Source organism: Bacillus sp. N447-1 (assembly GCF_022701035.1).
Lineage (GTDB): Bacteria > Bacillota > Bacilli > Bacillales > Bacillaceae_G > Bacillus_A > Bacillus_A cereus.
This window is the reverse complement of record NZ_CP065509.1, coordinates 4,283,861-4,310,621: the sequence shown is the minus strand read 5'-3', so window position 1 is coordinate 4,310,621 and position 26,761 is coordinate 4,283,861. Positions and strand designations below refer to the sequence as shown.

Genomic DNA, 26,761 nt, shown 5'->3' with positions numbered 1-26,761 from the left:
TTTATTTATATGTGATATTACTTTCAAAATTTTTATGAATCTTTCCATTTTCTATATACCACATTCCGCCGTAGGGTAGACTACCACGCATTCCTTCAAGAATAGATAGTCCATCAATTGACTCTCCTGCAAATTTTAACATGTGAGGGGTGGCTAATGATGAGAAACTAAAGGTTCTTTGTGCATTCCAATTTGTATCTTTATATAATCGACGACACATTTGAATCCAGCCTAACAAAGTCCCTGTAACAATCCATGCATCAGGTTCCCCATTTGTGAAACGTATTGCTGGACGTAACCATGAAGCAGCCTCTTCAGGCCAGTCTACTATATTTAGTACATAGCCTCCCTTTCCTTCGCTTCCTCCTTTTGTTTCCCATAATTCAGCTATAGCATAGGCTATCTCTTTCGAGACATTATCTCTCCCATGACCAATTGTAATGGATTCAATTGGTGGATGGACGGAGGTAAGTAAATTCATCAACGTACCCATTTCTATTTCTTTTTGTGGAATTAGAGATTTCAATTGTTTTAAAATTGATTTTTCTGTATTCTCAATCAAAGGAGAAAAAGAGTAACGTTTTATCTTAGACATTCTTATCATTCCTTTTTTTTAGTGTTTTTCCACTGCGCATATTTTTCTGGTAAACAAACTGCGCATGGACGATATCCAGCTGCAATTGCTGTTTTTTCATCAGAAAAAAATACTCGGTATTTTATATATCCTCCCTGCGCAATTGCACGTAACGCTGAGGGGCAATCTAGTTTTCCATATAACTTGCCTCGGCGGTATCCCCCTAGAGTCCCAGGTATATCACTAGTATAAATATCTCTATTTGAATCCATAAGAATATATATTTTTTTCTTGCACATGTAACAAACCACTCTTCTAATTTAATGTTTTTTGTATTTTTCGTAAAAATTCCACTACTTATTATTCCGTTCCAGATCTAACAGCGTCTCCTTCATTGTTCCCCTCCTCTATACCTTGTTAATGAACCATTTGTTCCGACTACATGGTGACCAGTACTGGATTTTCTCCAATAGCGCGAACGGTATAAGGTTTTTTAATACGGTTTGCTATGTCTGTATATGAGTATGTTTTCCCATAACGTATTTTATTTTGGACATTCGATTAATTCCTCGGCATATAGCTTTAACTTTTCATCTTTTTGAATTAGAACATCATTTAGAAGTCTCGTTTCAATCCAATTTGTAAGCTTATACAAAGATTCATTAAGTGAGCCAACATAACTCTCTTTTAGTAGTGGCAATATACATACTCCATTTGGAATACGTGACTTACAGGATGAAAGACAAATAAGCTTTGTTGTTTTTACTTCGTAATAAAATTCCCCATTGTATGATGCATCATTTTGTATGATAGCCCACCATCTCTCATCAGTTAAATTGATTTCGTCTATTGCATTTACAACTGTTGGCTTATTTTGTTTTCTCATGTAATCACCTCCATGGAAAACTAGTATAAACCCAGAATTCATCATTTGTACGGATTTGGGAATATAAGAGCAAGATTACAAAATCAAATAAAAGAAATTTATGATAAAAATATATTAGAGTTATGTATGAAAAAACAGGAGGAATTTGATGAAAAAGTATATTAACAATACTGAATGGGATGCTCCATATTTTATAGGTGATATAACTAGTAAAATATATTGCTTTCCATGGTGTGAAAATGTACAAAAAGAACAAAATATCACAGTATTCAAATCTAGAAAAGAGGTTATGCATTCTGGCTATCTCCCTTGTAAAAATTGTTGTTCCATTCTCCCACATGGTTCTTGGCAAGATTTTGAGCAAGAGATAAAATTATTCGTGCCTAAGGAATTTGCTTTCAAAGAGAACTTACAATACCTACAACGTTCTCCAAATGAATGTATGTATGACATTAAAGATGATAAGATCTATCGTATATTATCTATAGAACAAGAAAAACCATTAATTGAAATTAGCGCGGACGAAGAAGATAATCTTGTTATACGCTTTATAAATAATACAGTTATACAACCAAAATGGATTCGTGCGACGGTTGCTAGTTTTGTACGTGAATGGTTTGATTTAGACACTAATCTATCTCCCTTTTATGTTTTAGCTGAAAAAGATAAATTATTAAATACGCCTATCAAAGAGCACTATGGCTTACGTAATATGGGAATTCCCGATTTATTTGAAGCCTTATGTTGGGGAATTCTTGGACAGCAAATCACCCTCACCTATGCGTATACATTGAAAAGACGTTTAGTAGAAAATTTTGGTGAACATGTGGAATGGAATGGAAATAAATATTTGATTTTCCCACTGCCACAAAAGATTGCTAAATTGACTGTCGAAGATTTACTTCCATTAAAAATGACCATAAAGAAATGTGAGTATTTGATTGGTGTTGCACAACTTATGGTAGACGGAAAATTAACAAAACAATCCTTGTTACATACTAATGACCATAAAAAAGCTGAAAAACTTTTAGTTAGTATTCGTGGTATTGGTCCATGGACAGCGAATTACGTTCTAATGCGATGCTTGCGGTTTCCTACTGCTTTTCCAATCGATGATGTCGGTTTGCATAATGTAATTAAGCTACTCACAGGATCTGAAACAAAACCAACAAAAAAAGAAATTAAAGAATATGCTACCACTTGGACAAATTGGGAATCCTATGCAACGTTTTATTTATGGAGAACCCTATATTGATATATCATTTTCTACCATAGTTAAATATCAGGAGGATACGGATGAAAAATACAATTAGAACACAAATTTTTGAACTTATCGATCCAGAATATCAAAAATTTTCAGCAGCACTCATACCTAATATTGATAATGTTTTGGGTGTTCGACTACCCGAATTACGTAAAATAGCAAAGAAGATTGCAAAGGATGATTGGCGTACTTATCTAAAAACAGCCGAAGATGAATATTTTGAGGAAATTATGTTACAAGGTATGGTTATTGGCTATGTTAAAACGGATATTAATGACCAATTATCTTATGTAGCTTCTTTCATACCCAAAATAGATAATTGGTCAGTTTGCGATAGTTTCTGCATAGGACTTAAATTTACCAAAGAACATAGAGAGGCTGTATGGGAATTTTTACAGTCTTATCTTTCATCAAAAAATGAATATGAAGTTCGATTTGGCGTAGTTATGCTTTTAGACTTTTATATTGAAAATGGATATATTAGTAAAGTTCTAACTCTACTCGATAACACAAAACATAATGGTTTTTACGCAAAAATGGCTATTGCTTGGGCGGTGTCTATCTGCTATATAAAGTTCCCCGATTTAACATTGGACTATTTAAAACATAATACTCTCGATGATTTCACTTATAATAAAGCTTTGCAAAAAATTACAGAATCTTATCGTGTAGATAAAGAAACGAAAGCTCTCATTCGTAGTATGAAACGGAAACACTTTAAATAAATTAAAAATAATGACTGCAAAAAAAACACAGAAAAAGCATTTTTCCTGTGTTTTTTATTTTCTTTTTATTCTGTTTTCTTGCAATGGACAAAAGAAGGTTTCCATTCTGACAAGTCTTGATAAACAAACGTTATATTGTTACATATTTTATCTGCGATTTCATACATATGTTCTATATCATTAGCCATAAATAATATACTTCCTTTACGTTGAGTACTGTCTACAATGGTTGGTATGATGTCGCCCTCTTTTACTAATAGATCAATTAATACAACCTCGGACATGTTAGCTAACTCTTTATACTTGATTTCTTTTAAGCAACCTGGTTTTGGAATCAAGCTTAAAGACATGGCTTGACATTTTGAAGGTACACATCTAAATTCATCTATAGTCTCAGTAGCTAACGTATCAAAATAGTATCCAAATTGAGATATGCCCGTTGTTAGCTCCACCATTTTCCAAATATTTCCGCCACCTATTCTAACTTGAGACTCTATGATTCTTGGTTTATTGTGTTTGTCTATCTTTATTTCTGTATGAGTAATGCCGTTTTCCATTTGCATGTCGTCCAAAAATAGCATTACTTTCTCCATAATTAACTGTTTTTGAGATTCGTCTATAGGTGCTGGCATAATAGTATAGTTTATTATAAACGTATCTTCTTTAAATACTTCAGCTGATATAGCTAGTATAGAATGTTTTTTGTTATAAGAAACGGTTTCGACCGTATAAACTACATCACCTTCAACGTACTCTTCTACTAAAACCGGTAGTTGAATACCGTTATCTTTAATAAATACCCCTACATCATCTTCCGTATCTAGCTTAGATACTCCTTTACCACCTGCGCCAATCGGAGGCTTTATTATAATACTATCTTTTTTGTTCAAAAATTCATTAATGTCTTCAATAGTATTGCAAACTTTCGAGTCTATCGAAAAGTCTTTGCCTGCTAGCATTTCACGCATCATGTCTTTATTGCGCGTTATCAAATTGGCATTGTAAGAAGGTCCCTTAACATTAAAAATCTTTGCGATTATGCAAGCCGTATCTAAGGCTGTTTCGTTGAAAGATATAACCATATCAAATGGTTTCTCTTTGAATAATTCTTCAGCATAGTATACAGACAGGGGTATGTTTGTTGTGTCTATTTCTTTTTTATAGTAACACTTTTCTAAGATAGTTCCATCGAAATATATATGTTTAGCGTAAGATCCTATATATGAAACAGTATATCCACTGTCTAAAGCATCTTGTATTGGCTTTGTCCATCCCCCTATAAATAAAATGTGTGGTTTAGTATATTCAATGTCATTTCCTTTTGATACCTTATACATCATAATCATCTCCTCTAAAATGAACTCGTATATTCAATGTCATTTCCTTTTGATACGCCACGTCTTAACAAGGCCACTAAACACAATGTTGTTCCGAATCCTCCTATGAATAACGTAGTTTGAAGCCCAAATATAGAAACTAAAAATGCACTAGCAAAACTTCCTAATGCCCAAGCCCCCCAATTCAGCGTACGTTGTACAGCATTTACTCGGCCTAGCATGTGATTTGGTGAGGCAAGTTGTCGTATGGTTGCAGCGTAAGGGCCAAATACACCTTCTCCCATACCATGTATGATACTTGCAGCTACTATACCGTAAACGGTTCCCATATATCCCATTATCGGTATAAAGGCCAAACCAGTAACTGATACAGTAGCGCTATAAATAAGCATTTTTGTATTATTAATTTGTTGACTTTTTTTCATGAGAACCGTATTGCCTATTAAAAATCCCACTGCTGCTGAGCCTACAACAAACCCTATTTCAAGTTCAGATAGACCCATTACCTTATACAGGAATATTACTAAAATACTATTTAGTATGTATTTAAAAAAACCGTAAACAGCGCCACAGGTTACAATTGGTTCCAATACAGGGTGTTTTTTAAAATATACCAAGCCTTCATATATGTTTTGGTATATGGATTTTATATTTACGTCTTTTAAAGATCCATCTGTATGTGGTTTAAACTTTGAAATAAATAGTACAAATGCAAAACAAACAAAATACGTTACTGCGTCAATAGTGAAAGAGCCTGTTAATCCAAATAGAGTAATGATGATTCCTGCTAGCATAGGACCAATTACTACAGAAAGAGACTCCGAAAGAGCTAGTTGGGCATTTCCTTTTTTTAACTTGTCTTTATCTGTTACTATTTCCGGTAAGAAAGAAGGAACAGCAATGTTATAAAATGTAGTAAATATTCCATTTAAAAACATGATAAAAACTAATAAAGGGAACGTTAAAATATTTGTTACAGTCAGTATGAATACTGATAAAAATAATACTCCTTGACATATACTACAAATTAGCAAAACATTTTTTCTATGAAAGATATCTATCAAAGCACCGGCTACTAACCCGAAAATTAGGTAGGGTACAAATATAACCCCACGAAGCATGGCAGCATTTGCCTCGCTTGTTTGTAGCACCTCTAATGCAAAAAGAGGTAAAGCTACCATTGTAAGCTGGGTACCTAACAAACTTATTGATTGTCCTAGCCAAAGTTTGTGAAAATTAAAACGTTTGCTATCTTTCATAATAACCCCCCATTAATTAATATTATAAACTACTAGGTTTACGATATAAGTAAGATCAGGCAAGACCTATTTTTTATCTAATGTCTATACCACAAAAAATTTGAAACCTATTATAACGTTAGGGCTCGAAACCCTTCTGGCTAATGAAAAGTTCATCTTCCGAAAAATACTGCCGCATTCGTTTATAAACCAATTGATAGACGGATGGATGATACCATTCTTCCATTTTTATACTTCTATATAAGGCTTGTAAGCCCATCCTGCTTGTTCGTTTACCACCGCTGCCGTCCCCCATAAAGTAATCGTCAATACATACTCGGTTAACCAAGGGGCGCAATATTTCTGCAAACCGCTCGCTACTTGGTAATATGGGTGCGATGGCAACCTGTGCAGGAATACCGAGTTCAGCAAGCAGTTGGAGTGTTTTAAGTCTTGCTGGAATAGGGGGAGCATATGGCGTAAAATGCTTGCGAATATCTTCCCTATCGGTCTCTACTGTCATACTCACCCGAACTTTTGTTCCTAACTGTTGCAGCATCTTTATATCCCTGCGGACAAGTGGGCTACGTGTTTGAACAAGCAAGAAGTCCGGGGGATTATCCACCATAATTTCCAGTAAAGACTGCGTAATTTTCTCCTTGTGTTCGATTGGTTGATAAGGGTCCGTACTGGATGACATGAAGATGGTGACTGGACCTTTGGCCTTAGCTCTAAGCAATTCTTTTTGGAATGTGAGTGCAGCATCTTTTTTAATATCTACCCATGTCCCCCATTCCGAGTTACGGAAAATGGAGACAGGCATTTGCCGCACATAGCAATACGAGCAGGCGAACACACATCCCGTATAGGGATTCAACGAATGACTATAACCGGACAAAAAACCAGTTCCCTTATTCAGCAGTGTTTTGGGCGTTTTATATAAATATTCGATTGTCATCCCCAATCACCTACTAAATCATATCTGGCGTATGGATTGAAGAAGAAGCAGCAATTCAGGATTGTTACATGCTTATAAAGATGTAATTTGAGTTTGGGTTTACTTCGCATCATGAAATATAACCCCCAGGCTATACCGCATTCCCGAATTGACGGTACCAACGCCGTGTCGCAGAGCCACCTTGTAATATCCACGTGCACCCAATACCGGTCGATATTGAGTTGGAAAAATGAGACCTTCACCTCGATTAAGCGTAATGACATGACCTCTGCTCTGTGCCCGTGGTCGTTGTTCAACGAGTAAAAATTCACCGCCTGTATAGTCTTCGTTCTGTTGGTTCAGAGTAAACACAACTTGAAAAGGGAAGAAGATATCCCCGTACAAATCCTGATGGAGGCAATTGTAGCCCCCTGCTTCGTATTTCAAAATTAGCGGGGTAGGTCGTTTCTGCCCCGCCTGGTGACATTGATCAAGAAACATTTCCAGGGTTTCTGGGTATTCGGGTGATTTATTTAACTGTTCCAGCCAGCGATTTGCCGCTTTGGCTAACTCTGGGTACAAGTTATCACGGATTTGTTGTAACTGATCAGGAAGAGGCGTATGATAATATTTGTACTCCCCGATTCCAAAACGATATCGTTTCATGTCGATGGTCTTGCGATATAGGGATTCGTCTTCATAGTCTTGGATTAGACATGCACATGATTCCGCATTTAGAAGGGACGGCAGCTTGGCGTACCCCTGTGTGTCAAGCATTTGATGTAGATCAGCCCAATTGAGTTTGGCTAAAGATACTATATGCTGGTCAGACATGTTGCAACTCCTTCCCACTGTTTGTAAAGCCTCGTTCAAGTTCCAGCAATTGCGTTTTCATTTCCATTCCGCCACGATAGCCCGTTAGCGATCCATTTTTTCCGATAACACGATGGCATGGAACAGTAATGAGGATTGGGTTCGCTCCAATAGCCCTCCCAATGGCCCGAACTGCAGTCGGTTTTTGAATTTGTTGAGCAATATCCGAGTAAGATCGAGTTTGGCCGTACGGAATATCACATAGTGCCTTCCATACCGCTTCCTGAAAAGGTGTGCCGTGATAAAAGATTGGAATGGTGAACCGATTAATCTTGCCTTGAAAATATTCAACAAACTCATCTGCAAAGGGTTGCAATTTTTCGTCATCTTGAATCAGGTCGTTTCCAGGAAAGTAATGATTTGCCCATTTCACCAATTCTTCGAATGGCTGATTTTGCGACCCAACAAAACATAGGCCATTATTTGTTGCGGCAATGTACATCTTCCAGTCTTCATAAGAAAACAAGGACCAATAGAGAGAACTTCCTTTTTTAGATGCCATTTGAAAACACCTCCTTCAAGTATTGTTTTTGCTGTCTACGGTAAGCTTCCGGCGTTTGTCCGGTTTTCTTCTTAAACAGCGTGATAAAATATGGTGTATTGGAAAGTCCGACAGACTCACCAACTTGAGAAACTGGGTCATCCAAAGTAGTCAATAACATTCTCGCCTTCTCTATTCGAACATGTTGGATGTAGTCCACTGGGGTCATGCCCTTGATTTTTTTAAAAGTTCTGTGCAAGTGATAAGGGGTTCCATGACTCAGAAGCGCAAGGACTTCAAGCGTCAATTTTTCCTCGTAGTGGCTATCCACATATTCAGTTACGAAGGCAATCCACTCTTCATCGGGCATTCTTTGCCCGGTTGGCTTGCACCGTTTGCAGGGACGAAAATTTGCGGCTAGTGCTTGTTTAGTATTTTCAAAAAAGCCAATGTTTTCTCTTTTTGGTACCCTTGATTTACAAGAAGGGCGACAAAAAATCCCTGTTGTTTTCACTGCATAAAAAAAATGTCCGTCATAAGAAGCATCATTATCAACAACAGCCTGCCATTGTTCATCAGAAACAGGGATGGGTAGAAGTGGGTTGTCAGAGTCTGGTTGTTGATTAGTTTGGTTCGGATTCATTTTCCAATTGTATTTCATTTTGAATCACCTCTAGATTCAGTATAAACCTCGAAATCCTGTATTGTAAGCATTTCGAAATGTAATAGCAAGATAACGAAATTACAATGGCGAGTTGTTGCGTAATTATATGTATCCTGATTCATATGATTGGAGAAGATGAAAAAACTATGAAGCCAAGTATCAGGTTTAAATTTAACTTGTCACAAATATACACTTGGAGCAGATCATTTGTTGTATCATTAAAACCACCCGCTCATGACGGGTGGTTTTGATTAATTTAAGGCTTTGTCTACAGCGTTCACTATACTTATATAGTCTGATTCAATTTGTCCCTTGTCTTTGTGACACAGTGCAACAAATCCGATAGAGAAGCTATCAAATAAGTCTTTTGTTTGCTCTATATATTGCCCTTCTTGTATATTCATAGAAGAAAAGTGATAACTAGGTAAGTTTTTTATATCTTCTAACACTGAAATATCTTTAACAAATCCAGATTTCTTACATACTAAAAATACAATGGTTACATTTGTATTTAACGTATAGTCTTTTGATACTTCTTCATAGCAACCTGCCAGATATCGCACTGTTTTGTCTAGTGGACTATCACCTGTTGCTATTCTACAAAAATTAGGGTGACCTCCCCCATGTAGCCTTGCTCCTACCTCAATCAATCTCGGTCCGTCTTCAGTTAACATAAGCTCAAGGTGTGATGGCCCAAATTTTATACCAATTGCGTCTAGAGCTTGTTTAGCGTATTCTACTATATTTTCATAGTCTATCTCTTCTGCAGAAACCCACTCCATATAGTCATATATCGCCATTAAATTTCCATTATCAATCTTTTTATATCTACATATATCGCACACTACATGATTACCTTCATAACTGAAAAAATCAACTACGTATTCGACGCCTACTACGTATTCTTGTACTACTAACTCTTCATTTACTATATCTAATTTATTCATTTTTCCAAGAAGGTCATTAAAGACTCCTTTCCAGTCATCTCCATTTTTAACCCTCGTTACTCCATCTGTACCAGCACTTTTAGGGGGCTTTATTACAATATCCTTGTTTTTGATTGTTTCTAACCAGTTCTCAACCTCAGTGATGTCATTTGTACATATCTGATTTATGGTTGGTAAATTATTCGACACTAAAGCCTTGTGCATGTTCCCTTTATGTCTTCTTACTTCTATTAAGTGCTTATCATTTGAAAATGATGGAGTTATTATACTTGCCAAGGTTTCTGCCAGTTCAACACCAGGCTCAGCCCCTGCGATTATACACTTTGGATTTAATTTTTTAATAGTATCTACTAGCTTGTTTATATCACCATCATTAACAATAACATCAAAAAATTCATGTAGTTTTAAAGATGATTTATAGTTTTCTAACGGTTCTACTGTAGACATCAATGCAATAGGACACAGGCCAAAAGATTTTAGCGCTTCTGCGTACAAGGCTCCTGATGAATATGGATCAACAACTATAATTACATCTTTATTTGTAGTTAACATGTTAAATCATAGGCTTTTTTACAAAACCTTATCCATGAGTCATGAACGTCAGGCGATACCCCTCTAGCCCTTACCGCTGCATGCGTTAGTCCTTTTTCAATAACAAGCTCGGATTGTATATTATTTTCTTGTAGTCTGTTATGGTATTCCACACTGTCTATTAATAATGAGTCAACTTCAGCTCCCATGATATAGGCAGGCGGTAGGTTATGAAATTTTCCGTTTATTAAAGGTGAAACGAATACGTTAATCAGTTCATCCTGGTTTGCGTAACATGACGTATAAAATTCCATTTCTCCACCTGTAAGTAAAGGTGCATCCTCGCCACCGTGTTTCCATCTATGAAAATCTAATAGAGGACTTATTAGTGCCTGTCCTGAAATTAAAGGACCATTTCTGTCCCTACATAACATGCACAGGGAAACTATCATATTAGCCCCAGAACTTTCGCCGCATAATACTATATTTCCTTTTAAATTCAGCACTTCTTTATTGAGAGATATATAGTTAATAATGTCATAACAATCTTCTAATGCAGATGGGAACTTACTTTCTGGAGACATTCTAAAATCTGCTGCTATTGTGACCAATCCTGTATTACTGCAGAGCTCAGCAACAAGTTTATCGTGAGTCTCTAAATTCCCTAATACAAACCCGCCCCCTCTGATGTATACCAAAATCCCATCTTTTTTAATATTCTTTGGTGTATATATCCGCATTTTTTTTTCTACGTTAAAGTGTGGGACGATAACGTCTCTGCTGCTTACATCTGTAACCTCAGGCACCGGAAATGCCTCCCCCAATTCGGAGTAAAGAGCTCTCTGTATACTTACATCTTTTTTGTAAGAATCTGGAGGGTATACTGAATTTACTTTATCAATAAACTCAGATATTCCAGGTGCGTATTGTGGTTTAGAGTCGATTTTCATGTTTTACATTCCTTCTTTCTTAAATTTATATTTTCAAATAGTGTTTCTTACACACAATATTAGTTAATGTGATACCAATAATTTCACTTAAATCTAAATATTTATATTAGAACTTGTAAAACTAACTGGCCAATTATTACCATTGTAATCAGCCACAACGGTAATCTTTTTCATGCTTTTGATGTAAACAACCCCTACAAAGTTGCACGTTTCTAGTTTATTTATCACCAAATTATGCCATATACATCTTCTTTTGTTATCTTGATCAATCTTGCACAAATGAATTGGTCCACCTCTGTGTTTACATTGATTGTTAATAATCTTAGGTTTATCACCTAGTATTTCACAGTAGACTCCTTTGTTTTCATCCGGAAAAGAAATATGAAAATTCTGTATATTACCTCTAAATATTTTTACAGCCATTGGTTCAAATCACCTATCGAATATATTTCGTATTCGCATTCATCAGAAACAATTAAAGCACCGTGTAACCTATTTGCCTTGATTATAGTACCTTCGTTTGCTTTGAGTATAGTTGATTTACCAAATCCATTTAGAAACTCCATTTCGCCAGAGACGATATGACATAGCTCGTCGTTATCATGTGTATGTGTTATAGATAATTCACCCTTAGGTTCAACAAACCGTCCAACTGTAACTTTACCACTACTGCAACCTTCTTTTACCTTCGTGAAAATGATATCATGGGCATTTTTGTAGTATGATGCCTTATCTTTCCATTCTATTTGATCAGCAAAGTCCTTTTCTGCTAATTCGCCTAAAAATCTCGCTTCTTCAAATCCTCTTACAATTTCAACGGCAGCTGTTGTGCCGTATTTTTCTATAGCTGGTTTAACAAGATCATCAAACGCCGTTTTACTATGATGAGTATCAATATGGCAATGTTCCTTAAAATAATTTTCAAACATATTTGGTAGTGCATCTTTTAAGGCATCTAACCAAATCTTACAGCTAACTATAAACGACGTTTCTGCCAAAAATATTGCACCTATGTACCTAAATATATTTCTTTTATTTCTTGTAATCATATTGTAGTAGTTTGCTAAAAGTAGACTAGTATTAAGATAGTATTGCCAATAATAATGCGGTACATTGTTTAGACCTGCTGACTCAAGCGTTTTTTCAAATAATGTAGAATGTCTTTGTTTGTGATCTCCATAGCCTAATTCGTCTATTATTATACGAAATAATGCGCTCCCCATTTCCCCATAATTACCTGATGAATATCTAGCCATAGGAGATGATTCTATTAAAAAGTCTGGGGCTAGCTGCAGTAGCCAATCTTGTGCTGCATTTTTTTTATCGATACTATTTTTAATACTCTCCGCAGAATCCATGGTCTTTTGGTCATACATAGAATTAATATAGTCGTTAAAATAATCTTCAACTAATTTTAGATTCCAATTATCTGACACTTTAATTTCATCATTCAAAAACGAGAATAAATAATTTTCAAGATACGGTATGGCAACACCAGCTGCTGCCAATCTTTTATCATCATAAAAATCGTTGAAGTCTGTATAGCATAAATCACCTTTAGTAGGAAGGTATAAAAAGCTAGTATCATTCATAGAAAATAAAGCTCTATTTGCTGCAAAAGAAGAATACGAAAGCATATCTTTAAGCTCCAACGGTTCATCAAAGTTTATATGCTTTAGAACATGTGGTCTTATGCGTCTACCATAGAAATTTTCTTCATATCTATTGTCATTATCGTAGAACAAAGGGGAATTGCAAAAATATAACAATGCATCCTTTGCTAGCGCTTTGTCTCCAAAATTATCAGTAATTTTTGGTTCTAGTACAGATTTTTTATATTCCATAATAACACTCCTAGTTTTGTATAATAGTTATCTTATTATTTAAATCGACCATTAATTTGTAGCTATTATTTTTAGATAGAAAAATAGGTTTGTCAAAAGGATGAAAAGCTTGATGCCAATGAGATACATCACTTACGTCATTGGAAACACGGACTCCATTAAAGTCCATAACAAAGTAAGATAAAACACCGTGACAAACTGAATCCACACTTGGATTTATATCTATATGCGTGACTTTAACATCGCCCTGTTTAAAATCATATGGGCGCAATACAAAGGTTTCTGACATGGATTCAAAGTTATATACACTAGCTTTTACTGGGAAGTAACATTGTGAACTATACTGATTAATAGACGATAAATCGAACCCTAATATGTCATCCTGTACACTGTTTAGGCCAAACATATCTTCGCTGTTTACAAGACATCCATATTGTGTAACAAGTCCTGGAAGAACAATTGTTTTATCGTTTGAAATGCGTTGGATATCTTTGGATATTTCACGATAACCTTCTCCAATAACCCCACAATCGAACGTTTCAGTAAATATAATATCTGGTGAAAAATCCAATATCTTTTTATCAATTAATTCAGATGATTTCATGTTTACAACGGTCACAATATCAGAAAATCCTGCTTTATCTATGTTATACTGCGCTAGTTCGGCTAGTTCTTCATTCACTTCACAAGTTACTACCTTTTTTGCTCCTTGTCTTGCAAAAAGGAGAGCTATCAACCCTGCACCTGTACCGATTTCAAAAACCGTTTTACCTTCCACATCCATCCTAGAAATTCCTTCAAATATAGTATTGTTTCTTATCCTATCCGATAACATAGAGAAATGCCACGTTGGAAAAGTACGATTCTTACTTATGGTCGCGATCATGTTTAAAACTACCTCCTTTTGTTTTTTTGCATTATTCTAATAATTATGATAAATTAATATAAACTATTATTTTAAAAAACAAATTCAAACTCAAATTCAGCTACATATTTAACCTTAAATCTTCAGTTTCAAGGTTGAATATATTATTTTTTCACAAAATATCTATTTTATTTATCCATCGATTTTTGTAGTTGCAAATATTTCGGGCATATCTGCTAGATTTTCGTTTTCAATTGTATTACTAGCGCCTAAGATTGCTACCAAACAAAGAATTAATGCTACCTTTTTCATCGATTTCCTCCTGCAAAGTTAATTTGTACGTCCGAAATAGTTGAAGGTTATTATTCTTATAATCTACCTTTTATGACCAGTTCTCCTATAGTGCTCGCAAAGTATACTAGGAGAATGAATTGTTAACTTAAAACAAACTGTAGTTGGTGGTTTCGGAAGTACATTTTTATAATAAACCACTCTTAAACTCAGTTTTATGCAAATTCTGCATATTTCTAATAGGAGAGTGAAATAAATGAACATTGCTTCTCACGGAAAAGCAATTCGTAGAATAAGAAAAATAAGGGGACTATCACAATCTGAACTAGGGGATGGGATTGGAGGACAATCTTTCATAAGTAGAATCGAACATGGATTAGTCTTACCGTCAATCGATACTTTATTAATAATTGCCAATCGTTTGGAAGTTCCCCTCGAATACTTACTGGAAAGCTTTCGTACTGAAAATTTTCAACATATTACAAATAAAAAGAAAGAATTACGCTATTTAGTCGGGCAAGGTTTGTATCCTGAAGCTCTCCAAATTAGCAAAAATGAGCTCAAAGCTTACAATTCCGATGTTGACTATGTTTGCTTCTTGAAATGGGTGGAAGCAATTTCCGAGTATAAATTAGGAAAAATACGGTACCAACAATGTATAGCAAAGCTACAAGAAATACTAGAAAGTAAAGACACTTACTTTTCAGACCGAAATTTATTTTTAGATGTACAGAGCTCGATTGCTACGGTTTACTTAAGCGCTGGAATGCTCCAACAAGCCATTAAAAACTATGAGAAAATTATAGAGGACAATTTTATATACACTGATGAAAATTTCAAGGTAATTGTTCTATATAATTATGCAAATGCTCTTAAAAGAAACGGATTATTTAAGAAGGGGATAGAAATATCAGAAAAAGCTATTTCTATGGCAAAAATATCTGGTAAGTCCGTTGTAATCGGACCACTTTACTACATTTTGGGTGAATGTAAAGAAGGGTTACATTTTCATTTTGATGAAATCAAAGCTTGTTTCGATAAAGCGATATATTTTTTTAAGGCCTATGATAGATTAGACCTAATTGAAATAATGAAAAAAGAGCATAAGAAATACTATGACGAATAAATAGTCTCGTAGAAAGCTATATTTGAACTGGATTGTTGGAAACGAACATATCCCGAACTCATCCAATCCAATGCCCCTAGAAAGTTCTTCCGTTCGAGAGCCCAAGTTTCCAGACCCACTCTCTCAAATGGTATGTATGCGATATTGTGTCACCATGCCTAATACGAGATTCGTTACGTAACTATCGAATGAAAACATTTTATTAGTATATGATAGCGGATATTATACTATTCTTAATTCATCTTAAGAATTTAAAGATTATATGAAATACTATAACCAGCATAGATATCAGTGAAATTTAAAGAAGATGATTCCTGTTGGATACAGAAACCATCTTCTTACTGCCGCCTAACTTTTTTTATTGTCCTTTACAAAGGACCCAGATTAAATAAATACATAACTTTTCATATAGCCATTAATCTTGTTTAATTTCATTGGCATAGATAATATTTTCCCATATAAAAAACCTTCTATAGCAAATAGAAAAGCCGCTAAAAATAATATCCCGAGGAATTTTTTCAGTAGCTTTCCTTATTGCACTAGGAATTTTTCATCCCATATACTTATCACAAAAGGATCCAATATATTTTCACCGTAAAAACTCGTAAAAAATAATTAACTTGATTTTTTTCTTTTACTTTTTACATTTCGGTAAAACAAAGCAGCACTCAGCGGCATAACACCAAACCACTTATTCATAAATGGCTCTTTTTCAGCACGGCGTTGTTCTTTCTTTTGTTTTCGATCTTCTTTTGGAGCATCCATATACGACACAAACTGCTGCGTCACAAAGCGAACATAATCATTAGTAGACATATTATCATCACCTCTACTTGATTAGTATGTCCACTTTTTTATACATTAATCTTTTCCTTTAATTCATTCATAATTTGCTTTACAGACTTATTTGTCGTATCGATATGAATGTGAGCCTCTTCATAATAAGCTCGGCGTGATTCAAATTTCGTTACAAATGCATCTATATCTTTCTTTTGAAATAGTGGACGTGTCGTATCTTCACGAAGCCTTTCTGCAATTACATGCGGATCACAATATAAATACACGACAGTTCCGTTCTCTTTCATCCACTTGCGATTTTCCGCTCGTTCAATAATTCCCCCACCAGTTGTAATAATGACATTATGGACTGGTAGCGAACGTAACATTTCGCTTTCATATTCCCGAAAAGCCGTTTCGCCTTCTTCGGCAAAAATATCACGAATTGCCTTCTCTTGCTTCTCTTCGATTTTTTGATCAGTATCTACAACATCCATTTGAAGTTCTTGACTTAATGCTTTTCCAATTGTTGTTTTCCCTGCTCCCATATAGCCGGTTATGTATATAGATTTCATTTTCTGTCCTCTCAATCGTCATTTATTAATTGTTATTATAACGAAAGATGCTACTTTGTTTAATAAAAAAACGTTTTGTTCTTATACTATGAAGAACAAAACGTAACACTCGCTTTTACTTATAAGTACCTCTTCTCACCCACTGCGTTGCAATCCATTTCTCGCCTTTCGTTACAGGTGCCCCTCCATGTAACGTAAGCTCATTTAGTGATTGATCTTGATAAAAATACTCAAAGTATACTGCCATTCCTTTTCTAGGATGTACAGAAAGATTTAATTTCGGGAAGTACGTTTCCCCGCCTTCTTCTACATCATTTAAGTACATTACAAGCGTACTAATACGATTGTTAGCAGCTGATCTACTATGTTCCGCAAAATAATCATAGTGTGCTTTATATTGTTGATCCACTTCATAATTTAAAATGTGTAATCCTTCACCATGCGACGCAGGAACATTCATGATAGATGAAATTCGTTTTTCAATCTTTGAAGTAAGTTCATTGTCTTCCAAAAATGCACCGCTACTTGTTCGAATATCATTTACATCACGTGATGAACCAATTTTAGAACGCTCCATTTTATTTTTAGACATTTCAATCAATTCATCACACTCTTCATCACTTAGTACATTTGCTAATACGACAATAAGAGGTTCTTCGAATTTTGAAATAATGTGTATTTCTCTATCTTCTGTCATAATCGTATTTCCTTTATGATCAAAAATAGTTTGTTCCTTATTTTCACCTATTTGATTGTTGTTTGTCATTTCCTATTCTCCTAAAAATAATGATTGGATAGCATGAATATATCATATTCTTTCTACCTTTCTCTTTTTGAGAAAATTTAAACTTTTAATCATTATATTTATCCATTTCTTCTAAAAAATCAATTCAATTTACAATAGAAAATCCTGGTTTATCTCCATATATTTCACATATTATCCTTCTATCCAATCGACTATTTTCCCATCCTTTTTTCTATACCGAAAACCTACCGTATAGAAAGCTTCCTGTTTGAGTGTGCACTGCAACGTAACGAGAATTAAATCATTTTCAAAGACATAATTTCCACTCGCTTCTCCCTTTTCATACTGAAAGAAAAATGTACCTTCTTTTTCTTTTTGCTGTAAGTCTTTTTATATCTGTAATAGATCGGTTAAGTAGTTCATCCAATAAAAACTTTTGTTCTATTAATTTCATCCTTCAAAAAACATTTTAAAAAATCCATATAAATTCATTATAAGTTTATATGGATTTTTTATATTAGTATAATATAATTTAATATATACTATATTAATATGAAAAGGAGAAATTTAAATTTATGAAAAAATTAACAAAGTTTTTAACTGCTACTTTTGTAATGATTTTATTATTTACAGGTTTTAATGTTAGTTCTGCATCAGCACTATACGATGGACAAGTTTACAACCAAGGTTATAATACATATTTATATGTAGGTAGCACAAAAACATTACATTCAAATCCCAATGGTGGTACTGTTCTTGGCGCTATTGCACCACAATCTGTAAGTATAGGTGGTTCTTATAATTCTGCAAGAATTTTAATTAAGTCATACAAAGGACTTACTTGGTTGCACTATACTAATTATACTGAATTGAACAATGACCTTAAATACCTTAATTGGCCTAACAGAACATTACAAGTTCAACGAACACAAGATATATACTCTACTGCATTAGGTTCAACTAAAATGGGAGCTATTGCACCACAAACTGTTGAGGTAGTAGGTGTTTCCTTTAATATATCTTCCTATGTTGGTCAAGCGTGGCTTCAGTATGGACGTACATGGGTATAAAAATATAAAAAGCTACCTAATTCATCACCTTTTTATCAAGTAAACAATAATAAGAAAATTATTATGCCACGGCCATTCTCCAAGACTCTATTGGGAAATGGCCGTGAATTTTTTTTGAGGAACCGTTCTTCATTATAAGATTGAATATATTTTTAAATTTCTTAATAGTCCATTTCATATATTTTTGGGCACACTAAATACAACCTCTCCTTTTTTAGCGCATATTAAAAATTTTATTCTGAATATAAAAAGAGCCTGTGTAACTACATTCGGAATAATTAATAGTAATAATATAGTTATGACAACCATTACTAATAGCATCTCTAACAGAGTAAACCCTTCCTCATTCTGCATACAAATGCCCCCTAAATAGAATTCATCATTTGAAACATCGGCATAATCATCGCTAAATACATAAGGACAACGATTCCTCCAATACATGTAAATAAAATAGGCTGAATGATAACTAACATATGTTTAATTTTCCGTTCCATCTTTTCCATAATAAGATCGCTATAGTCACCTAATTCAATCCCTAAATTGCCGTTTGCTTGTCCATGCGTAATAACATAAGAAAGTTCTTTCTCGTAATACCCACTTTTAGCAATGATAGATTGTAACTGTTCTCCTCCAATTAATTGTCTTTCAATCCGGCTCGCTTCATATTTAAAGAACGGATGATATCTTTGCTCCATCATTATTGTTAAAGCTTCACATACTGATAGTCCACCATTTAATAAATCACTCAACTGAGTAGCAAAATAATGTGAATGCTTTAAAATAAGAAATGTTTTGATGAGGGGAATACGAAGCATAATTTTTACCTGTCTAATATGTGGAAGTTTCCTAAAATACAACATGTATAAAATACCTCCAATAATAACAGTTAAAATAGCGGTTAAAATAATGTAAGGTAGCAGTTTTATTGCACTTAAAATTTTTTCTGTAAGTAGTGGTGTATTAGAACCGAACGAACTATAAACCATTTCAACCTGAGGTAATAAAATGAGTTTAAAAATAAAGAGCATGATTAGTAGAAAAAACATCAAAAACATAGGATACTGCATTATTTTCATCATGTCTCTCCTATACTTATCTTTCTTATAAAGAAGTGCACTTCCTTGTTGCAAAGCAAAAGAAATATCACCATGTTGCTCGGCATAAAATAAATAACTTAACATGTCCTGATGAAACTTTAACTGATGAAAAGAATCGTGTAGACTTTTCCCATCTTTTAACCCCTCAATCATGCGCTGCAATTGTACTTTCTTTTCTACAGGTAATTGAAACTGTAAAAATTCTAATGCTTGTAAAAGAGAGTAGCCTTTTTCTAATAATTCTCCTAAACGTTTCAATAATACTACTTGATCACTTAAACTCCATGTTTTCTTAAACATAAACATCTTCTTCTAAAAAACCTAAAGCATATCCTTTTCGTATTGACGATTCTAAAGTCTCATGTTTGTAAGTAACACATTCTCCACCAGCTTCTTTAAGCGCTTGTTTTAACTCATATCCATATAGTAGCTCATATATGCTAGCCTGCCTTACTTGCCTCATTGATTTACATAAAGTTGAGCACTTTCCTCTGCAAAACGGACACTTCAATTCGACAAGTCGCTGTGCAGCTACAGCCAATAAAGACTGTTCAATCTCTTGCCTCGTTATACCATAATCCATGAAGCGAATGATTGCTCCTTTCGCATCATTCGTATGCAGTGTTGTCATTACTAAATGTCCTGTCAAACTTGCTCTTATAGCTATTTTTGCTGTTTCTTCATCACGGATTTCACCGACTAAAATAATATCTGGATCATGACGTAAAATAGCCTTTAATCCTGTTTCATATGTGAGACCCGCTTTTTCATTTATTTGAATTTGTAATACATTGTCACTTCTTTTTTCAACCGGATCTTCAAGTGTAATGATGCGACGTGTTTTCTTTTTTCTAATTACCTCTAATAATGCATACATTGTCGTCGTCTTCCCAGATCCAGTTTGTTACGAATTTGGGGATTATTTTTAACCAAATAAAAAACGACTCATTGAGTCGTTAACTTCACCATATAATCCGCTAAATTTTTAAGCGCTTCTATAGACGGTTTATTTGTTTCGGTAACTTTAATTTTCGGTAACTCCTTCATTTTGATTTCCTCTCAACCTTTTTAATATTGTTATATTGACGAGAAACCGTTTTGTAAGGTAAATATCTGAAGTTATAAAATTAAAATTATTACCAATATTAAAAATTTAATATTAATATTCAATTATACAACTGTTATATACGTTTTACATATTTTGTATATAGTAGTTATATAGTTCATATTCTGCTAGAATATAAAATCCATATAGTAAGTATATATGCGAAAACAGCAATTTGGTTTAATATGTAAGGTAAAGGAGGCGATTTTTTATGGGCTATAGTACAGAAGAGCTATTTGAAAATGTTAAACCTGGTAGCAAACAAGAATATGCTTTAAAACAAAAATTTAGAGAATGTGTGGAATGTGGCTGGACCGATAAAGACGAATTTCAGCATGAAGAAGATATTGTTTGCAAACCTTGCTACGATGCGAAATTAGAACGAATGGATTAAGCAAAAAAAATGGGAGTCACAAATTAATGTGACTCCCGAGATTTTAGACACAGTAAACCGTTGTGCCATGTGGTATTGAGCTTCAGTAAAATATGAATTTTATTTGTATTATTTCTTTCTAATGGAAGGTTCCAATTGTTTATACAAGCCATTAGAAAATGCTTTTAACTTATCCGATACTTCATTTATAAAATCCTCATTTAATCGAATTTCGCCCTGTTTAGTAAGTGTAATATTCTTTTCTTTTTCTAATTTGCTAATTAACGATTCATTCGATGACATATCCAAATTCCCATCTGCATGTGCTAAAGCATTTCTCAACTCCTGATAAAACATAATACTTTCCCAAAGCGGTGTAGCAAAAAAACTTTTATCACTCACAAACTGCTTGAGATAATTTTTATATTTTCTTAACCCTCTATCTTTAGCATCTTTAAGTTTTCTTTCTGAATTATTATCAAAGTGACAGCATAATTCATATAAAAAGTTTTCAAGAGAAAAAAAGCAATTCATAAATAACGATGACCTTGAAATATTTGGAAAATCATCTCTATATTTAAAATATTCATCTTGATAATGTTCATAAAAATCTTGTTTACTTTCTTCATCGAGTTCACTGGCTTCTTTTTCTAAAAATTCTTCAAAACTTTTCTTTTCATTAAAAATTGTACTCTCCGTTATTTCATGTAAATCACAAACTGTATCAAGCCTACTTTCAAACATACTACATATGAAACCTTCCCAGCCAAATCGAAACATTTTCAAGCCCAACTTTCTAAATAATATTTTACTTAATTATAAAATATTATTTTTGAAATATGTGAATTAAATTAATCAACTTAAATATTAATAAAAGGAGCTACAACAGTAGCTCCTCATTAAGCTGTTTTCACATCAAGACGAGCGAAACAATCTTTATTGGTAACTTTGCCACCAGCGTAAATATCCATGATACGTTTTTCAGAAGCTTTACGTGCTGATTCTGTATCATCATTTACAATTCTTTTATTGAACGAGTCTTCAGAAACTAAAGTTGTATAACCATCATATAAAGCTGCAAAAATAATGCGTTTTTTATTAGCATTATCATTGACTAAGACAGGATATTCTCCCAAATGGTATAATTTTTTACCGCTAAATTCATCAATAGCTAAGTGTAAGTGGTCTTTAAATTCTACGTTCGTTAAAATCTTATTGAATAGTTGAGTGTGCATAATAAATACAGCATCTTCACGATATTCTTGATTTAAATTGCCGATTAATGTTAATACATCAATTAACGAAACTTTATCAGCTTCAACAGTAGGAATAATACTCGATACAGAGGAATCATCATTTAAATTTTCCATACTACCAGCTCCATTGAACATTGAAAAGTTTAATCCGTCTTCAAGATAACCAATTAGCTTATTATCAATACTTTCTTCGATGTCTACATCATTATCGTTTAATAAACTTCGTGAAACTTCAATTCCGTAACCAGCACGTTTGCCTTTGATAGTATTTTTTTCCCCACCAATTTCTTTCAGTGGAAGATTTGACAATTCATCAACAAACATATCTTCTTTTAGAAATTCACCATCTGTTGAAAATACATCAAGCTCTGTTTCTTTTTTTACAATGAAATTTGTGCGAGCTACGATAGAATGTTTACCATTCATTTTTTTGACATTTGCTTTAACGATGTCAATTTTACGCATATCAGAACCTGGTTTACGACCTATCTGTATAGCTCGGTTTTCATTTGCTACAGGTGTTTGTGTTAGATTTGTTGCTTTAATTTTCACTTCCATGTTACGAATCTCATTTCGTAATTTACTCATTTTATTTTCCAATTCACTATCTGAACCAGCTACTTTTGCTAATCGTTCACAATTGCCTAAACTGATTTTTTTTGCTTTCAGTTCCTCTTCAATTGTTAATTCTCTTTTTTCTTCTACCATTTGCTTGTCCTCCGTATTATTTTCTTTAGGAATATTAACATCTTCAACAACTTCAATTGAACGAGCCTGAATTGTTGATTGAACGTAAGCTGGATTTCTAACAGCTGAAACTTCAGCTAAATATAAACCACTGATTGAGCGTTCATAAATTCCGTCAGGTAATTTTCTCCAGCTATCTTTTGTTACTAGCATACCAAAAGACATATTTTGAATGATTCCGTCTTTGATTAACGTGTGATAATCACGCCCCCAGCTAGTATCACTAATTGTGGCTTCCATGTATAAACCGTGCTCATCTTCACGCAAATTTAAAGAACCATTTCGTGTAGATGATAAAATTTTTGCATTGTCATGTTCAGCTAAAAAGTGAATTTCATTACCAGCTGAAATAGCTTGATTAAAAGTGCCAGGTAAAATACGTTCAACGAATTTTTTACGTTGCCCTAATACTTGGCTCCATTGATTTGTTTTGTTTACATAACCTGAAACTTTAAGTTGACCTTGCTCATTTTTATTTAGTTCGAACTCATTAAATCTGAGCTCCATTTTATTGATTGTCATAATAAAAACTCCTTTTTGAATTTGTATGAAATAAAAAACAGCCACTTTAACAAATGGCTGCTGAATATTTAGGAGGTTGTGACCTGAAATAAATCAGGTCACATAGGAAAAATTAGATTCACGTTCCAATTATGCTCAAACGGTACTGTTTGCATCAAAAATCATGAATATATTAAGCCATAAAATGGCTTTAATTTTGTTCTTTCCAATGATGCTTAACACAGCTAATCGTAACTGGTGCTTTGCCCCATTCTTTTAAAACTTCATTTAATAATTTCAGTGTTTCACGTTTTGAACGTTTTTCACTTTGGAAGTGTTCAACAACAGCTTTTTTCACCATGATTTCAGCTTTTTTCGAATCTCCCAACGCATTTAATATGTTAATTAATTTGCTCATTTTATTTACTCCATTCGATGTTTATTTAGGAGACGCTGTACGTCTCTTTTACGTCTTCTAAATATATATACATATCAAACGAAAAAGTAAGGAGAAAAACACAACTTTTTTCAAAAAAATTATCGTCGTTAGTTTGACTCATATTGCATTTGAATTTGTTTTTAATATAATGATATGTTTTTGACGTTACTCGTCAGCTTCGGTAATTTCCTGCATTGTAGAACAAATAAAAAAGGAATAACAACTTTTATTTGTCATTCCCCATGAGCTTCCATAATTTCATTACTTTTTTATACATGTGCTTGTTATTCTTGAGCTTACTGTGTGATGCTTTGACATAAAGATACTTTGAATATGACACACCAATTGCTGGTTGAATTTTCACGAGCCAACTTATTGGTTCAATTACTGTATTTGCAAATACCAATGCTTTGAACTCTTCAATGTCAGGTTCCACATATGTTAATGCTACGTTCACACCGTCTACATGGTATTGAACATATTTCATTTCTCCAGTAGCTTCATCAATTATTTCATATTTGATATAATCCTCTGGATTGAAATCTCGTAAAAATTCTGTGGTGAAATAATCTTCTAATTGTTCCATATAAACACTCCTTATTCATATTTGCTTAATACATTGTTTGTTAAGTTAACTTCATCTTTAATGAGCCTTCTAGTAGCTGCTGAAAGATTCAATTCATTCATTAATCTGATTGAATTTTTTGTGGCAGTATCCAAAGTTTTGATAGCTGGATGTTCTTTAATATTGTGTGGTCCTTGTATGAAATGACCGTCCTTTTTAATGGCTTCACGATAATGACGTATATCACTCAAGGTTTCACATAAATTTTCTAAGTGTGGTTCATCTAGCGTATTTGTCGTTCCCAGCTTTTGAATTTCCTTAACAAATTTACGATAATAATCTTTTGCAATATCATCTAAATATTCAGGTGGCTCAATTTCAATCGGTTCGAAATTCTCATTAAAATCAAATTCATCCTCCATTTGTATTTCTAATTTATTTGGAGTTCGCTCATTACGAGCTGTGGTTCTTGGGTCAGCAAATTGATTCATTTATATCAGTTCCTTTCATGCTTTCTAACATTATTTTCAAGAAAAAAAGGTTTTCCAGCGTGAGTCAGCGTGTGAACTGAGCCTCACCTGGTCCTCTTCTCCTCTCATTGTTTTTTCTTTTTAACATAAGGGGTATATATTTATTTTTAATTTCAATTGTTTTGTAATGCTATTTAAACAATTGTTGTTTTAACTTTGTAACTTTCAATAAATGTTTTACTTGATTGATTGCCAATGTAATAGCACACATATCTGAAGCTGTATGTTTGAATTTATGTAACACACCGTATCGTCTTTTAACTTCAAGCATTGTTGCAAATAATGTGTGACGTTGCAATGTAATATCATGTTGCAAAGCCAATAAAATAAGCTGACAACCTTTGAGTACCATTTCGGTATCAAATCGCATCAGCTGTGTGGAAGTATTAAATGCAATTAGTAGCTCTTCCATATGTTCAAATCCATCGATGTTAAGTGCTAAATCTAATATCTCGTTGTTGTAATCAATAATTGAACTGTCCATCATTATTCACAACAACCTTTCACAATTGTATCAGCTCGTTGGATAATATCCTGCCAAATTACAACATCTTGAAGTAGTTGTTGATATGCAATTTCATCTTCCGTATCGTAAGCTTTTTGAGTTTGTATTCCAATTAAAACGAGAACCACTTGAGCTAAAGTAAAAATTCGATTTCCTTGTCTGATGAGTTCGTTTGTGTTGGCAAGATATCTACTTACAAGTTCTTTATTGTTATCGTCTGGTTGTAACAATAGCTTTTTAGATTTGTTGAATTGTTCCAGCATTAAATTATAATCTTCAGTATAAGCTTTATAATGGATATCCAATCCCAATAATGTAAATTGCTCGTGTGTTACAGCTTTTAAAACCTTGAGTGTTTTTTCAATTTCAACTTCTTTTTCAACTTGTTTTCGTGCAAATGTACTTTTTCTCATATTATCTATCTCCCTGCATTCCTAGTTTGTTTAATTACATTATTTCTGTTTCATTCAATGCGGTTGTAATTATATTTATTGCACCCTGTAACGTTTTGCGTTGTTTAGTTGTATTACGTGCAACATTACATGTAATTACGTAAGCTCCATCAATAGCTACACATTCAATCGTTCTTCCGTCATGTTCATGTGTGATAGTCACTTTCGCATCATTGACTTCATGAATGTAGCTTCTTTTATTTAAAACAAATGCCAGTTCTTGAATCATTTGTTGTTCCTTACTTATTCCAAATCCGTGCATAATATAGTTCCTCCATTTATTATTTTTGAATATCTATTTTCAATTTACGTTGTTTCATTTGTTCTCGGGCATACCGATTTAAGAAAGTTCGAATGTATGGTGTAGCATCGTCAAATCCTTTATCTTTGGCTTCTTCACCATAAAATGCAAATACATCAGCGTCTAAACGTGTGTGAAGTTGTCGTGACGCTTTCCTTGTTTGTTTTGTTTTCATATGTGTTTCCTCCTA

33 protein-coding genes and 4 pseudogenes are annotated in these 26,761 nt (G+C 33.8%); 6 read left to right on the top strand and 31 right to left on the bottom strand.

The features are described from left to right. Position 1: 1 nt before the first annotated feature. From IQ781_RS21935 to IQ781_RS21920, 4 genes are all read right to left on the bottom strand, one after another. A complete protein-coding gene (locus tag IQ781_RS21935; RefSeq protein WP_000034918.1) occupies positions 2 to 595 on the bottom strand; it encodes a hypothetical protein in 594 nt (197 codons plus the stop codon). 5 nt (positions 596 to 600) lie between these two features. Next, a complete protein-coding gene (locus IQ781_RS21930; RefSeq protein WP_000335142.1) occupies positions 601 to 873 on the bottom strand; it encodes an Ada metal-binding domain-containing protein in 273 nt (90 codons plus the stop codon). A 139-nt stretch (positions 874 to 1,012) separates the two neighbouring features. After that, a complete protein-coding gene (locus IQ781_RS21925; protein WP_227077850.1) occupies positions 1,013 to 1,084 on the bottom strand; it encodes a hypothetical protein in 72 nt (23 codons plus the stop codon). Positions 1,085 to 1,118: 34 nt separating this feature from the next. Further along, positions 1,119 to 1,460 (bottom strand): Ada metal-binding domain-containing protein, encoded by a 342-nt coding sequence (locus IQ781_RS21920; protein ID WP_139846698.1) that lies wholly within the window; start codon positions 1,458 to 1,460, stop codon positions 1,119 to 1,121. 148 nt (positions 1,461 to 1,608) lie between these two features. On the opposite strand from IQ781_RS21920, the gene IQ781_RS21915 reads away from it, so the two are divergent. Together IQ781_RS21915 and IQ781_RS21910 are read left to right on the top strand one after the other, a co-directional pair. Continuing rightward, positions 1,609 to 2,715, top strand: coding sequence for a DNA glycosylase (locus IQ781_RS21915; RefSeq protein WP_074047969.1), 1,107 nt, complete (start codon positions 1,609 to 1,611; stop codon positions 2,713 to 2,715). Between the two features lie 41 nt (positions 2,716 to 2,756). Further along, complete coding sequence (locus IQ781_RS21910) at positions 2,757 to 3,449, top strand: DNA alkylation repair protein (RefSeq protein ID WP_017560045.1); 693 nt, start codon at positions 2,757 to 2,759, stop codon at positions 3,447 to 3,449. A 65-nt stretch (positions 3,450 to 3,514) separates the two neighbouring features. Here the strand turns inward: IQ781_RS21910 and IQ781_RS21905 are convergent, their stop codons facing one another. The 11 genes from IQ781_RS21905 to IQ781_RS21855 form a co-directional block, all read right to left on the bottom strand. Then, the gene (locus IQ781_RS21905) at positions 3,515 to 4,786 is read right to left on the bottom strand and encodes an ATP-grasp domain-containing protein (protein WP_139846697.1); all 1,272 of its coding nucleotides are present in this window, start codon (positions 4,784 to 4,786) and stop codon (positions 3,515 to 3,517) included. A gap of 14 nt (positions 4,787 to 4,800) precedes the next feature. Beyond that, the gene (locus tag IQ781_RS21900; protein WP_000655288.1) at positions 4,801 to 6,045 is read right to left on the bottom strand and encodes an MFS transporter; all 1,245 of its coding nucleotides are present in this window, start codon (positions 6,043 to 6,045) and stop codon (positions 4,801 to 4,803) included. Positions 6,046 to 6,163: 118 nt separating this feature from the next. Continuing rightward, on the bottom strand, positions 6,164 to 6,982 hold the full coding sequence (locus tag IQ781_RS21895) for an SPL family radical SAM protein (RefSeq protein WP_000151596.1): 819 nt from the start codon (positions 6,980 to 6,982) through the stop codon (positions 6,164 to 6,166). 99 nt (positions 6,983 to 7,081) lie between these two features. After that, positions 7,082 to 7,795 (bottom strand): 2OG-Fe(II) oxygenase, encoded by a 714-nt coding sequence (locus IQ781_RS21890; protein WP_016125806.1) that lies wholly within the window; start codon positions 7,793 to 7,795, stop codon positions 7,082 to 7,084. Beyond that, on the bottom strand, positions 7,788 to 8,336 hold the full coding sequence (locus tag IQ781_RS21885) for a methylated-DNA--[protein]-cysteine S-methyltransferase (protein WP_000157105.1): 549 nt from the start codon (positions 8,334 to 8,336) through the stop codon (positions 7,788 to 7,790). Before IQ781_RS21885 ends, IQ781_RS21890 begins: the two co-directional genes overlap by 8 nt. Further along, positions 8,326 to 8,976, bottom strand: coding sequence for a bifunctional transcriptional activator/DNA repair enzyme AdaA (locus tag IQ781_RS21880; RefSeq protein WP_077393172.1), 651 nt, complete (start codon positions 8,974 to 8,976; stop codon positions 8,326 to 8,328). Before IQ781_RS21880 ends, IQ781_RS21885 begins: the two co-directional genes overlap by 11 nt. Before the next feature lie 254 nt (positions 8,977 to 9,230). Next, the gene (locus tag IQ781_RS21875) at positions 9,231 to 10,478 is read right to left on the bottom strand and encodes an ATP-grasp domain-containing protein (protein ID WP_000958346.1); all 1,248 of its coding nucleotides are present in this window, start codon (positions 10,476 to 10,478) and stop codon (positions 9,231 to 9,233) included. Continuing rightward, a complete protein-coding gene (locus IQ781_RS21870; protein ID WP_000687286.1) occupies positions 10,472 to 11,407 on the bottom strand; it encodes an alpha/beta hydrolase in 936 nt (311 codons plus the stop codon). The genes IQ781_RS21875 and IQ781_RS21870 overlap by 7 nt, the downstream gene beginning before the upstream one ends. Positions 11,408 to 11,500: 93 nt before the next feature. After that, entirely contained in the window at positions 11,501 to 11,830 is a 330-nt protein-coding gene (locus IQ781_RS21865; protein ID WP_000268745.1) for a Rieske 2Fe-2S domain-containing protein, read from the bottom strand. After that, positions 11,821 to 13,251 (bottom strand): iron-containing redox enzyme family protein, encoded by a 1,431-nt coding sequence (locus tag IQ781_RS21860; RefSeq protein WP_000455863.1) that lies wholly within the window; start codon positions 13,249 to 13,251, stop codon positions 11,821 to 11,823. The genes IQ781_RS21865 and IQ781_RS21860 overlap by 10 nt, the downstream gene beginning before the upstream one ends. 10 nt (positions 13,252 to 13,261) lie before the next feature. Beyond that, a complete protein-coding gene (locus IQ781_RS21855) occupies positions 13,262 to 14,137 on the bottom strand; it encodes a 50S ribosomal protein L11 methyltransferase (RefSeq protein WP_139846696.1) in 876 nt (291 codons plus the stop codon). 526 nt (positions 14,138 to 14,663) lie between these two features. Between IQ781_RS21855 and IQ781_RS21850 the strand changes: the two genes are divergently transcribed. Together IQ781_RS21850 and IQ781_RS28335 are read left to right on the top strand one after the other, a co-directional pair. Further along, a complete protein-coding gene (locus IQ781_RS21850) occupies positions 14,664 to 15,533 on the top strand; it encodes a helix-turn-helix domain-containing protein (protein WP_001017515.1) in 870 nt (289 codons plus the stop codon). A 247-nt stretch (positions 15,534 to 15,780) separates the two neighbouring features. Then, positions 15,781 to 15,885 (top strand): annotated as a pseudogene (locus IQ781_RS28335) (IS3 family transposase); the annotation flags it as partial. 263 nt (positions 15,886 to 16,148) lie between these two features. Here the strand turns inward: IQ781_RS28335 and IQ781_RS21845 are convergent. The 4 genes and pseudogenes from IQ781_RS21845 to comGG all read right to left on the bottom strand — a co-directional run. Further along, entirely contained in the window at positions 16,149 to 16,349 is a 201-nt protein-coding gene (locus IQ781_RS21845) for a YqzE family protein (protein ID WP_000106083.1), read from the bottom strand. Positions 16,350 to 16,387: 38 nt separating this feature from the next. Next, positions 16,388 to 16,885 carry a shikimate kinase AroK gene (gene aroK, locus IQ781_RS21840; protein WP_000836661.1) on the bottom strand — a complete coding sequence of 166 codons (498 nt, stop codon included), beginning with the start codon at positions 16,883 to 16,885 and terminating at the stop codon, positions 16,388 to 16,390. A 115-nt stretch (positions 16,886 to 17,000) separates the two neighbouring features. Further along, the gene (locus tag IQ781_RS21835; RefSeq protein WP_000183857.1) at positions 17,001 to 17,651 is read right to left on the bottom strand and encodes a 2OG-Fe(II) oxygenase; all 651 of its coding nucleotides are present in this window, start codon (positions 17,649 to 17,651) and stop codon (positions 17,001 to 17,003) included. A 171-nt stretch (positions 17,652 to 17,822) separates the two neighbouring features. Then, positions 17,823 to 18,075, bottom strand: a pseudogene (gene comGG / locus IQ781_RS21830) (competence type IV pilus minor pilin ComGG); the annotation flags it as partial. Positions 18,076 to 18,205: 130 nt separating this feature from the next. On the opposite strand from comGG, the gene IQ781_RS21825 reads away from it, so the two are divergent. Beyond that, on the top strand, positions 18,206 to 18,700 hold the full coding sequence (locus IQ781_RS21825) for a hypothetical protein (protein WP_139846695.1): 495 nt from the start codon (positions 18,206 to 18,208) through the stop codon (positions 18,698 to 18,700). Positions 18,701 to 18,955: 255 nt separating this feature from the next. Here IQ781_RS21825 and IQ781_RS28190 read toward each other — a convergent pair. The 3 genes and pseudogenes from IQ781_RS28190 to IQ781_RS21810 all read right to left on the bottom strand — a co-directional run. Next, positions 18,956 to 19,054 (bottom strand): annotated as a pseudogene (locus IQ781_RS28190) (prepilin-type N-terminal cleavage/methylation domain-containing protein); the annotation flags it as partial. Positions 19,055 to 19,065: 11 nt separating this feature from the next. Beyond that, positions 19,066 to 20,103, bottom strand: coding sequence for a competence type IV pilus assembly protein ComGB (gene comGB, locus IQ781_RS21815; RefSeq protein WP_282093697.1), 1,038 nt, complete (start codon positions 20,101 to 20,103; stop codon positions 19,066 to 19,068). Beyond that, a pseudogene (locus tag IQ781_RS21810) lies at positions 20,090 to 20,698 on the bottom strand (ATPase, T2SS/T4P/T4SS family); the annotation flags it as partial. The gene comGB and the pseudogene IQ781_RS21810, both read right to left, overlap by 14 nt. 415 nt (positions 20,699 to 21,113) lie before the next feature. On the opposite strand from IQ781_RS21810, the gene IQ781_RS21805 reads away from it, so the two are divergent. After that, on the top strand, positions 21,114 to 21,296 hold the full coding sequence (locus IQ781_RS21805) for a hypothetical protein (RefSeq protein ID WP_139846693.1): 183 nt from the start codon (positions 21,114 to 21,116) through the stop codon (positions 21,294 to 21,296). A gap of 108 nt (positions 21,297 to 21,404) precedes the next feature. Here IQ781_RS21805 and IQ781_RS21800 read toward each other — a convergent pair whose 3' ends face one another. The 9 genes from IQ781_RS21800 to IQ781_RS21760 form a co-directional block, all read right to left on the bottom strand. Next, entirely contained in the window at positions 21,405 to 22,055 is a 651-nt protein-coding gene (locus IQ781_RS21800; RefSeq protein ID WP_139846692.1) for a hypothetical protein, read from the bottom strand. Between the two features lie 119 nt (positions 22,056 to 22,174). Next, positions 22,175 to 23,800, bottom strand: coding sequence for an HK97 family phage prohead protease (locus IQ781_RS21795; protein WP_139846691.1), 1,626 nt, complete (start codon positions 23,798 to 23,800; stop codon positions 22,175 to 22,177). Positions 23,801 to 23,990: 190 nt separating this feature from the next. Next, the gene (locus IQ781_RS21790; protein WP_098361227.1) at positions 23,991 to 24,197 is read right to left on the bottom strand and encodes a hypothetical protein; all 207 of its coding nucleotides are present in this window, start codon (positions 24,195 to 24,197) and stop codon (positions 23,991 to 23,993) included. Positions 24,198 to 24,444: 247 nt separating this feature from the next. After that, the gene (locus IQ781_RS21785; RefSeq protein ID WP_139846690.1) at positions 24,445 to 24,804 is read right to left on the bottom strand and encodes a hypothetical protein; all 360 of its coding nucleotides are present in this window, start codon (positions 24,802 to 24,804) and stop codon (positions 24,445 to 24,447) included. An 11-nt stretch (positions 24,805 to 24,815) separates the two neighbouring features. Next, entirely contained in the window at positions 24,816 to 25,274 is a 459-nt protein-coding gene (locus IQ781_RS21780) for a P27 family phage terminase small subunit (protein WP_097837435.1), read from the bottom strand. Positions 25,275 to 25,443: 169 nt separating this feature from the next. Then, positions 25,444 to 25,800 (bottom strand): hypothetical protein, encoded by a 357-nt coding sequence (locus IQ781_RS21775; RefSeq protein ID WP_139846689.1) that lies wholly within the window; start codon positions 25,798 to 25,800, stop codon positions 25,444 to 25,446. Then, the gene (locus IQ781_RS21770; RefSeq protein ID WP_139846688.1) at positions 25,800 to 26,231 is read right to left on the bottom strand and encodes a hypothetical protein; all 432 of its coding nucleotides are present in this window, start codon (positions 26,229 to 26,231) and stop codon (positions 25,800 to 25,802) included. Before IQ781_RS21770 ends, IQ781_RS21775 begins: the two co-directional genes overlap by 1 nt. Before the next feature lie 34 nt (positions 26,232 to 26,265). After that, positions 26,266 to 26,532, bottom strand: coding sequence for a hypothetical protein (locus IQ781_RS21765; RefSeq protein WP_139846687.1), 267 nt, complete (start codon positions 26,530 to 26,532; stop codon positions 26,266 to 26,268). A gap of 19 nt (positions 26,533 to 26,551) precedes the next feature. Further along, entirely contained in the window at positions 26,552 to 26,746 is a 195-nt protein-coding gene (locus IQ781_RS21760; RefSeq protein WP_139846686.1) for a hypothetical protein, read from the bottom strand. Between the last annotated feature and the right edge of the window lie 15 nt (positions 26,747 to 26,761).